This window comes from Acetivibrio cellulolyticus CD2 (assembly GCF_000179595.2).
GTDB lineage: Bacteria > Bacillota > Clostridia > Acetivibrionales > Acetivibrionaceae > Acetivibrio > Acetivibrio cellulolyticus.
Map to the genome: position 1 here is coordinate 1,856,500 of NZ_JH556653.1, position 11,552 is coordinate 1,868,051.

An 11,552-nucleotide genomic window follows, 5' to 3' on the forward strand; every position below is an offset into this window, starting at 1 on the left:
AGGTATTGGTGGTTATCGTGCTCGGTCCATTTGTTATGTCATATACATTTTTCAGGTTGCCATTGCTGTCATGGAGATATAGTTTTTTCTGTATTATATTTCCGTATTGGTTATCCTCTCTCTTGGTCACATATTGAATCCTGTTATTATCGGTATATTCATATTTTGTATATGTCACCTCATTGGTTGCCGTTATGGTTTCTATCTCTGTATCCCTGTTTCCTCTTGAATCATAGGTATAGGCTATTGTCCTTTGTGCAGTATTTATATCAGGCTCATATATGTTTTCAGCCTGTTCATGCAATCATAGCCGTAGGATGTTGTCTTTGTTGGCTCTGTTGGTCCCCCTAAACGTTCCTGCTTCTGGGTCATGTTATGGGCTCCATCATAGCAGTACTTATAGTATTCTGACTCGGCAAATACTCCCTGATCGTCCTTAGCTTGATTTGTAAGAGTATCCAACAGCCCGTCATCATAATACGTGTATACCTGTCCGAAATTATGGTTGTATGTTATACTTTCTCTTCTTCCATCATCATAGTAATCATATACGGTTGTTTGTCCGTCAGACGTCACTGTCTTCAATCTTCCTGCCGCATCGTAAACCTTATCTACGCTATTGCTTCCAGGGTATACACTTTGTTCCTTTACTTCTCCTGCATTTACTCCTGTAATTATATCATAATTGTATGTTACGGGACCCATGACTATTGTATTGTTGTTTGCATCTACTGATGTTTCTGTCTTTGTTTTTACCCTGTTCAGTTCATCGTAGATTCTCTGCGTTGTGACTCTGCTCTGTAAAACCCCATTTTCCTTTGTCTCAACTATTATCTTTTTTAGATTTCCGTTTCCGTCATATCCCATGTCAGTTGATTCATTCGGCACTGTTATCTGTACATATGTGCTGCTATCGCCTGTAAACTGGCTTATCATCCTTCCATGACAGTCATATTCATAGGTTGTATTTTCCCCATTCCTATCGAGCTTTTCCATCAGCTCTCCTGTGGGTGTATACTCATAAGTTTCAGTCTTTGATGCTACTCCTATTCCGTTTGGATCACATACCCTTTTGAGTTTTCCAGATGCGTTGTAATAGTATGTTGTTACATAGCCTCCAAGGTTCTGTTCCTTTAATGTTCCGTCTATATAGTAGGTGTCATGAAATACGTGTAGAATGTCAAATGTCAAGACCCTTCCGGCTCGAAAAATGCACCAATTCAACTAACTCTGGAAAGAACCTGTTTACCGCTTACCTTTGTTCCTTTACTTCTCCTGCATTTACTCCTGTAATTATATCATAATTGTATGTTACGGGACCCATGACTATTGTATTGTTGTTTGCATCTACTGATGTTTCTGTCTTTGTTTTTACCCTGTTCAGTTCATCGTAGATTCTCTGCGTTGTGACTCTGCTCTGTAAAACCCCATTTTCCTTTGTCTCAACTATTATCTTTTTTAGATTTCCGTTTCCGTCATATCCCATGTCAGTTGATTCATTCGGCACTGTTATCTGTACATATGTACTGCTATCGCCTGTAAACTGGCTTATCATCCTTCCATGACAGTCATATTCATAGGTTGTATTTTCCCCATTCCTATCGAGCTTTTCCATCAGCTCTCCTGTGGGTGTATACTCATAAGTTTCAGTCTTTGATGCTACTCCTATTCCGTTTGGATCACATACCCTTTTGAGTTTTCCAGATGCGTTGTAATAGTATGTTGTTACATAGCCTCCAAGGTTCTGTTCCTTTAATGTTCCGTCTATATAGTAGGTGTCATGAAATACGTGTAGAATGTCAAATGTCAAGACCCTTCCGGCTCGAAAAATGCACCAATTCAACTAACTCTGGAAAGAACCCAATTTTACTTGACATTCTACATGTTGGTCCTCCTAAACGTTCCTGCTTCTGGGTCATATTATGGGCTCCATCATAGCAGTACTTATAGTATTCTAGTATTCTGACTCAGCAAGATAAAAAAGACGGTCATCGTGTAGACAACCGCCATTAAAAAATGTATAGTATTTTTTGCTTGCTACTGATAATTAGTGCAATAAATTTTTCCAACTTTCATTCTCAGTTTCGATGTAGCACATCCGTCTAGAATTTTTTTGAAAGGTAGTCCGTTATAGTTTTTATGTCTTTATTGTTACCGGAATCATTTATTTCTTGATCCAGCTTGGAATCATTAGCAAACGTTCCATTATTCTTTTGGAAAAAAACATTTGCTATTGGTTCTATTCTACCATGGTGGGATAGTGTTGTATTAAGAATAATAATTATATCTTTTAGCCCATCCTTATTAGCATCTTGGAATGAAATATCGCTAACATCAACATTAACAGTAGTAGCACCTAAACAAATTTCATAAAGAATGTTTTCATCTGTATCCGTTAAATAAAATAATACATCTGTATACCTCTCTCCTTCAATTTTTCCTGATACAAATTTAACATTACCCCATGAGTTTAAATCTACCATAAAAGACTGACTTTCAATAGGAATAAAATCTTCTATGTCATCTATATTATATGGTGTAAACTGATACACTCCCTCCTTTGACAGATAATTATTGGATTCGTTTCTGTGCAAATACTCAACGGTTGCTTCTACCTCGTCATTTGTCTTAAAGACAATTTTAATATTCCCCTTAATTCCAGAGCCATTATCGAACTGACATTCAGCTATGCCATTAATTATTTTCCCAAATAAGTTCTCGTAATTATTAAAAGTATCACCCACAGCTGGATATATATCAAAGAAACCTGTTATTTCACCATTTACTATTTTATTAATGCAAAAAGAAGGATATAACTCAAAATCATTAGTTTCACTTTTCACTACCCAGACCTTTTTAATATATTGATTATAGTCAACTGTTTCATTACTTTCCGCTGATGGAGAACTTCTTAATTGTATTGGTATAACAGTCGTACTATAAGGAGAAGAATTGGGAATGCTTGTCCTATTAATACAGCCTGTTAAACCAATACTAAGCGTTATAGCACATATTATTAATATGGAGGTTAAACAAATTTTCTTCATTAAAACATCTCCTATCTTGAAAATATTGTATCACTAACTATTGTTTGATTTTTGCTATCATTTACTTAAAAAATCATACCATTTTTGGGCACTTTCATTTCTTTTTTTACGTGCTGTACTTGAGTCTTCAGATCTTTCATAGGATCCATGGAACACCAACGCCAATTCACCTGCGCCTTTGTGAGAATTAATAAACTCATTTACAGTCATTTTATATGGTGAGCCGTATTTTGTAGTTGGTATCCACTCACCTCCATATTTAGTTTTTTCTTCTTTGCTACCTTCTAAATTTAAAGTAATTAGCAAAAACTTCAATTGACTATCCATAAGTTCTTTAGGATTATTTTTTGCCATCGCATCAGCTTTTTTTGCATCAAGACCCTTCCATTCAAGAAATTTTTCTGGAGCATACTTGTTTGGCGTCCATTGGACTAAACCATAACCATTCCCAAACCCTGTTGTATCTAAGTTCTGCCATTCAGCAGGATTTATTCCGCTTTCTCTTTCCATATTTCCAAGCAATCCAGCAATAGCTTCTTTAGACCAACCTTTTGCAGTTAAATAGTTATAAATATATTTAGCGTTCGCTTGCTTTTGTTCTTCAGTCAAAGCTCCAATACCAGAACCAGCGTCACTTGTAATACAAGTATATATTGTTCCATATTCGCCAGTCTGACCATATACTATATCGCCATACGCCCCCTTAGAAGATGTATTATTAGGCAAATCGTCTTCTGTAATTGCAGAGGTTCTCCTAGACGCTGCTATGGATTCCGAAGCACTAGTAGGTGTTTCTATTCCAGTGTTATATAGAAAATTTTTATCGTCTATATACATTTTCCCATCAAAAATCGGAGCATTAAAATTAAACTCTCTACCATCTTTTTTACGTACCGCTGTAGCCGTTTTAGTTTTTGGATCCCATTCTACCTCAAAATCATATTTTGTAGCTATTTCTCTAAGCCACACAGCTGCATGACCTGTAGGATCAACATACATCATAGGTTCATTATGACAATATGCATACAGATTCAAACTCAACGGATCATTTGCACTACCCATATATGTATCCTGCTGCAGGAACCTTGCCGTTTGCGGATCATAGTATCTTGCTTGAAGGTTATAGTACTTTGATTCCTCATCGTATTGGTATCCGGCATACAATATCTGGCTCTTTATTATTTCGTTCTCATCTATTGTCTCTACTCCAGTGCTGTCATAGTAGGTCTCAGAGGTTATATTACCGAATTCATCATACTTGTACTGTGAGCGGATATTCTTTGTCGTAGAATCCAGAAGGTCTGTCACATCAGCATGTCCGTTGTAGAAATAGTATACCTTGTCAGTTCCTGTTTCCCTTGAGATAAGGTTGGTTCCTATTACATTGAATGCGCTTATTGTCCCACTGTTTGTGTATTCAAATGCCACATTGTCATACTCATAGAAGTATCTTGCAGTCGTTCCGCCTACGGTTTTTGCAACCCTCTTTCCCTCTGCATTGTATGTATTCTCCATCTGCTGGTTTATACCTGTTGTCAAAGTAGTCTTGAGCTGGTTTAACAGAGTATAGGTATTGGTTGTTATAGTGCTAGGTCCATTTGTTATGTCATATACATTTTTCAGGTTGCCATTGCTGTCATGGAGATACAGTCTTTTCTGTATTATATTTCCGTATTGGTCATCCTCTCTCTTGGTCACATATTGAATCCTGTTATTATCGGTATATTCATATTTTGTATATGTCACCTCATTGGTTGCCGTTATGGTTTCTATCTCTGTATCCCTGTTCCCTCTTGAATCATAGGTATAGGCTATTGTCCTTTGTGCAGTATTTATATCAGGCTCATATATGTTTTTCAGCCTGTTCATGCAATCATATCCGTAGGATGTTGTCTCTGTTGGCTCTGTTGGCCCCCCTAAACGTTCCTGCTTCTGGGTCATGTTATGGGCTCCATCATAGCAGTACTTATAGTATTCTGACTCGGCAAATACTCCCTGATCGTCCTTAGCTTGATTTGTAAGAGTATCCAACAGCCCGTCATCATAATACGTGTATACCTGTCTGAAATTATCGTTGTATGTTATACTTTCTCTTCTTCCATCATCATAGTAATCATATACGGTTGTTTGTCCGTCAGACGTCACTGTCTTCAACCGTCCTGCTGCATCGTAGACCTTATCTACGCTATTGCTTCCAGGGTATACACTTTGTTCCTTTACTTCTCCTGCATTTACTCCTGTAATTATATCATAATTGTATGTTACGGGACCCATGACTATTGTATTGTTGTTTGCATCTACTGATGTTTCTGTCTTTGTTTTTACCCTGTTCAGTTCATCGTAGATTCTCTGCGTTGTGACTCTGCTCTGTAAAACCCCATTTTCCTTTGTCTCAACTATTATCTTTTTGAGATTTCCGTTTCCGTCATATCCCATGTCAGTTGATTCATTCGGCACTCTTATCTGTACATATGTGCTGCTATCGCCTGTAAACTGGCTTATCATCCTTCCATGACAGTCATATTCATAGGTTGTATTTTTCCCATTCCTGTCGAGCTTTTCCATCAGCTCTCCTGTGGGTGTATACTCATAAGTTTCAGTCTTTGATGATACTCCTATTCCGTTTGGATCACATACCATTTTGAGTTTTCCAGATGCGTTGTAATAGTAAGTTGTTACATAGCCTCCAAGGTTCTGTTCCTTTAATGTTCCGTCTATATAGTAGGTATAGCTTGACATTGGAGTTGTTGCCGACTCATCATTATATACATGCTCCAGCCTTCCTAAAATATCATATTCATACTTAAGTTCATTCTCTTCTCCATCACATTTAACACGCACATTGCCCATGTTATCATATTCCTGACTCGCCACATGCAGTTCCGGGTCTGTTGTGGATACAAGCCTTCCGTTACAGTCATAATCATATTCTGTGAGCCTGTTATATGCATCATAGGATTTATCCTGCAAGTTACGGGCATTGTATTCCAGCTTTTCATAAGCTACATTCATAGGATCTTTCTTTTCGTAAAGCCTGTTTAAGGCGTCATACTTGTATTTATTGGCATTGTCTCTCCAATTCACAGTCCTTATGAGGTTGCCGTTCAAGTCATAATCGTATGTAGTGTCATGAACCACACCACCTGCAGTCACTGTAGAGAATTTCATCCTGTCAAGCTCGTCGTACTGGTAAGTTGTCTGTACACTATTTCCATCTGTAGTTGAAACAGTATTGCCGTTTTTGTCGTAGCTTGCATGAGTTGTTATTGCTTCATTTCCATTATATCTTTGTTGGCACTGCGTTTCAACCTTTGAGCTTACCACATTGTATGAATACAGATCACATATATCATCTGTGGTATCTGTGAGCGTATTCATCATATTTTGCACATAAACCATATTTCCAAGTGAATTATATTGCATTATCTTCTGTGTTGAAGTCAAAGTCCCATCTACCTCGTAAGGCTCAACTGCTTTTGACAGCTTTCCGAAGTTGTTGTATTCATATGTAGAGGTATATTCAGTTCCTCCCTTGCATGAGGTATATTCAATGAGCTTGCCCTTCAAATCATATGTACTTTTTTCTACAACTCCGTTATTGTCAGTCAGATTGACTGTCTTTGTCACCTTGTTTGCTTTTATTATACTGCCTTCAAGCACATTATCATAGCCATAGGTTACTATTGCGCCAACAGCAGAGCTTTCATCAATTGTCGAGCCTGCCGGAAGAGTTCCTGCTGTTATCTGAGCTGCTATTTCTGCTTGTTCCTGTGTTGTGTCACTTTTTACCTTCTTTTCAGTTATCACTCTTCCTAAAGTGTCATATTCATATTTTACAGTAAACGGCAGATACCTTTGCTTGTTTTCATGGTCAAGTTTGCTCAAAAGCTTTCCTTGCGGAGTGTATTCATTCTCTGTTACATCTGATTCCTGATCTGTCTCAGTCAACAGATTGTTATTGTTGTCATAAGTATACTGTTTGTATGTGTCTAGAATCGAAGCAGACCAGGTTGAGTTGGTACTGTTAAATATGTACTCTTCACCGTCAAATCCGCTCCTTGTAATTCTTCCGAATTCGTCATATGTATAATAGTTATAGTTTGAACATATGTTTGATGGTGCTAAATAAGGGAACGTTACTGCTTCCATACTTTCTCTATAGTTATTTGGCGATACATCCCCAATCTTTCTTCCAGCATAGTCATACCAGTTCAGAGTTATACTGTTCTTCTGTACATACGCATCTGAGGTCTCATCATAAACAGTTACAGTGTCAATTATTTTTCTATTCAGACCTCTCCAATCATATTTGTACATTGTTGTAAAGCCTCGTGCATCTGTCTTTGCCAATAGATTCCCCTGTGCATTTAACGTCCAGGATGTGGTTTCATTATAATTGCCATAATAACCTGATGTACTTTGACCGATAAGTCTGTTCATGTCATCATAGGTGTAGAACTCCATCCTCATATATATAGGCTCATTTGAACTTGTTCTGTTTCCGTTCTTGTCATAATAATTGTATTTATATACCGTATACGTACCCGTTGACGAATAGCTGTATCCGTAAATATCTCCTTCATTCACATAAAGCTTTTCAACCGCCGGTTTTCCAAGATAGTTGTTTGTATATTCCGTTGTTATTTTGTCAGTGTCATCTGTGTATTCTTCAATTTTATTTACATTACCTGCTCCATCATAATAATATGTTTTCTTTTCTCCGGTCATACCTGTAGAGGTCATAAGCTTGTTATTCTCATAGTATTCATTAGTTGATTTATAAAATCCTGTATCAATTGAACTGCTGTGTATGGTTTCCCTGTTATTTGCAAAATCCGAAGAACTCACTTTGTCAATTTTAACCGCTTCATTTACCAAATTACCGGAATCATCATAAACCACTCTCTTATAGGTATAGAAGCTGGTCACTCCATCCGTACCCTCACATGGAGTCCATATATGTACAGGCCTTTTCTGAGTGTCGTAAAAATAGTATGTAGTAAAGCCTTCTCCATCTGTCAAACTCTTAACCGTTCCATCATAGTTGTATTCGGTTGAAGTTCCTATTTCTCCTGTTCCCGGTTCCTTAACGGTTTCTACAAGCCTTCCTGCATAATCATACCTGCTTGTTTCCAGCAATCCTTCCGTAGTATTTAAAATAGTTGTATGCTGTACAACACTGTAGTAATTATTCTCTGATATGTATTCGGGTGAAAGGTATTCGTATGACTCTAATGTAATCTCCGCTTCCCCATAGGGTGTTGCACTTGCTTTTGTAATTCTGTCCTTTGAATCGTATTCATAACTGTATACAGTACGTTCTATTCCACCTGCTGAATTCAGATCTGGTTGAGTCTTTGTGAGAATGTTTCCATTTTCATTATAAGTATAATAGGTCACATTCCCCTCGGCATCAGTTTCTTTTATTACCAGAGTTGTCCCATCTTTATACTCGTACCTGTATCCGACTGTTGCAGCACTATATGTATGGGATGCTATATTGTCATAGGTTGAGTTATACAGATTTGGTGTTATTTTCTGTATTAACCTTCCCACAAGGTCATACACATATCTCTCAATACTTTTATTTCCTGCTGTACTTAACGAATCACTGTCACACGATGTCTTTCTTTCAAGTTTACCGTTGTTGTCATATTCATACCATGTAGACATATATGTGGTGTAGCCGTTCAAAAGTATTTTTTCACTTTCTATCAACCTTGAAGAATTATATGTGTATTCTACACTATTACCCTCAGGATCGGTTATACTTTGAAGCATCCCGTCAGCATAATAACTATAACTATAACTCGTATCGACTTTATTTCCACTGTTTACCGTCGAATATAATTTAGGCTCAATCATGTATTCAATCTGCCCATCTGATCTATATCCATATGTAGTAATATATGAGTTTGTGCTATTAAGACTGCTTAATTCGGGATATTGTAATAAAGCAGTCTTTGTCCTGTATACATACTTTTCCTCAAGCAACCTTGAATTGTTGTAGTTGTAATATGTATAACTTCTCTCTTCATCCTTTTCCCATTTGAGTAAATTCAGTCTATCCTGATCAGTATAGTAACCATATTCCTTTTGTGACCCATCCGGGTTTATGACTTTTGTTATATTCCCATAATCGTCTCTTTCATAGGTGGTCTTATTTCCATAAATGTCTGTCTTGCTCTTTACCTCACTATATTTATTGACAAAAATACCATCTGCAGCTTCTTCAGTAAAATACTCAATAACGGTGCTTGTTCCGTCATTCTCAACTAGCTCATTTATAGCATAATTCTGGTCAAACCTGTCCACTGTTGTTCTTGTCTTCCCGTTTATTTCACTGGTTGAAATGGTTTCACCCGGTTTGTATGTAAAATTCGTCACCTTTCCATACATATCAGTATGCTGTGTAATTCTGCCATCATTATTGTACACTACATAATCAATATTGTGCTGAACTTTTGAACCATTCTCTATCTTTTCTGTAAGCTTAACATATTCAAGAGCTCCATCATTAGCGTAATAATTGTATTCATATATTTCATTTCCATTTGCATCTTCTACTATTTGCAGCTTACCATAGCTGTCTAAAGTGTATACTATAGTTCTGCTTGTCAACGTATCTGTTGCAACTATCTGCGTTGAAGATGGATAAGTAATTTGAATTGTCCTGCCTGTTTGGTCCGCTATAGTGTTAATTTTACCATCACTCAAGTGTCCAATAGTTATTGTGTTACCACAATAGTCTTTAATATAGCTCAGAAGGTATTTATTATTTTTTTTATTGTATCCGTAACGAGTTCTGTCCTTTAAGGTCATTTCAAAACTATCAGTTCCCTGGAAATACGAAAGCTCTGCCCTTGAGTCCTCCCCTTTATATACCTTTGAAGGTGTTTGAGTAGGGCTTGGTGTAACAGAAGGCGTAGGTGTAGCCGTGCTGCTTGGTGAAGGAGAAACCTCTGCAAAATTAAACATACTTCCATCTGGCATATATACTCCGGCAACACTATTGGAGGTTTCTACACTTCCCTCATAACTGAATGTCCACCCGGTTCCTAACATTCCATCTTTTTCATTTTTAGAATTGTAAGTCCTTCCAATTTCCATATTCAATCCTACCCCAGCTATAGTCATATCTGTATAGGATCTTCCAAAACTTCCTGTAGGAGTGTAAATACCATCAACGCCGAAGTATCGTTCGTTGTTTTCAAGTTGAATCAGATACTGGTAAAATGTAGAAGTCGCTCTTCCGGAGGGATTAAAAGTGTATTTTGTTAACGGTTTATTTATGCCTAAATATCTAAACTTTGACAAAGTATCAGAACCATTAAATGTAATAGTAGTTTGTCCAGTTAAATCAAGCCCATTCAGATAAACTTTATTGTTTCCACCCGGCTGAAATGTATTTATTCCATTTACCTGAAAAACGTTCCCTGTTACCTGAATAATACCATCATTTAAGTAGATGCCATTGTGAATTTGAGAAGTATTAAAATAAAATTCTCCCTTAACATAGATATAATCATCTGACTGCAGCATTTTAAGTTTTGAATTGTCTTGAATTGTATAACTGGTCATTGCAATAAGTTTTCCACCATTCAAATTAACTTCCGAGCTATTTTTCTGGGTGTAGCTTCCATATACTTTTAACATCTTTCCATTTAAATCTAACATTCCGCCGTTAACGCTCAGATTCCTACCATATACATAATTATTTTGCAGCGTCATATTTGATGTTATCTCTTGATCACCACATATTACTGTTATTGTGTTACTATTGGAAGACTCAACCTGTTCGCTGCCTTCTCCAGTATATGCTCTAACCACAAAAGTATTTGTATTGGTTATATCCATTTCATACTTTTCCGTTGTAGTTGAAGCAATAGATGTACCATTCTTATAAACATGGTACCCATCCGCACCTTCTGACGGCATCCATGTCAGTATAAGATGTCCACCGTTTAAAGTTGCATTTATTACCTCAGCGTCAAGGTTATAAGGTGCATTTACGATTTCGGTAGACAATAGTGATGTTATCAAGGTAGAAGTGCTGAGTAGCGGCGATAAACTGCCTATTACAGGCTTTGTACTTGTATTTTCTCCTATTTCCTCATGGTATTCCTTTTTTGCCTCTTCTATAATTATCTTCTCTTCTTTCTGGTATTTAGAAATCATTTCCTTTTGACTTGATCTATCATTTTCAACCTTACTCTTAAATTCCGAATATAGACTTTGAATTTCCTCTTCACTCATTTTTGTTTTAACCATACCTTCGTTTACATCAATAGCAGGCTTAAATCCTCCTGTATTTGTTGGTTCTGCAAAAGCTGAAAATGTTAGTGCTTGAAGAACAAAAACAATTACTGTAATTAATGCTACAACTTTTCTCATCTTTCTTTATCCCCCATTTTCTTTTTTAGTTTTTTATGCTTTTTAATGCAAACACTACACATTATACATAATTAATCCATTTCTGTAAACATAATTTCTTGACTTAATCTG

At 36.8% G+C, this 11,552-nt stretch carries 5 protein-coding genes; all 5 read right to left on the reverse strand.

What is annotated here, in order from left to right:
• On the reverse strand, positions 1–304 hold a 304-nt coding region (locus ACECE_RS27215; RefSeq protein ID WP_010681117.1), incomplete at its 3' end, for a hypothetical protein.
• Positions 265–1,191 (reverse strand): hypothetical protein, encoded by a 927-nt coding sequence (locus ACECE_RS0210240; protein ID WP_010681118.1) that lies wholly within the window; start codon positions 1,189–1,191, stop codon positions 265–267. The genes ACECE_RS27215 and ACECE_RS0210240, both read right to left, overlap by 40 nt.
• 61 nt (positions 1,192–1,252) lie before the next feature.
• Positions 1,253–1,810: a hypothetical protein gene (locus ACECE_RS0210245; protein WP_010681119.1), complete on the reverse strand. Its 558-nt coding sequence runs from the start codon at positions 1,808–1,810 to the stop codon at positions 1,253–1,255.
• Positions 1,811–2,102: 292 nt separating this feature from the next.
• Positions 2,103–3,047, reverse strand: coding sequence for a hypothetical protein (locus ACECE_RS27220; RefSeq protein ID WP_010681120.1), 945 nt, complete (start codon positions 3,045–3,047; stop codon positions 2,103–2,105).
• Positions 3,048–3,104: 57 nt separating this feature from the next.
• Positions 3,105–11,441, reverse strand: a complete 8,337-nt coding sequence (locus ACECE_RS0210260) for a phage tail tip lysozyme (protein ID WP_010681121.1) — start codon at positions 11,439–11,441, stop codon at positions 3,105–3,107.
• Positions 11,442–11,552 lie beyond the last annotated feature (111 nt).

What these genes read in the sequence shown, in the direction of transcription:
- ACECE_RS27220 (WP_010681120.1), bottom strand. Translation starts at nt 3,047, where the DNA reads ATGAAGAAAATTTGTTTAACCTCCATATTAATAATATGTGCTATAACG.
- ACECE_RS0210260 (WP_010681121.1), bottom strand. Translation starts at nt 11,441, where the DNA reads ATGAGAAAAGTTGTAGCATTAATTACAGTAATTGTTTTTGTTCTTCAA.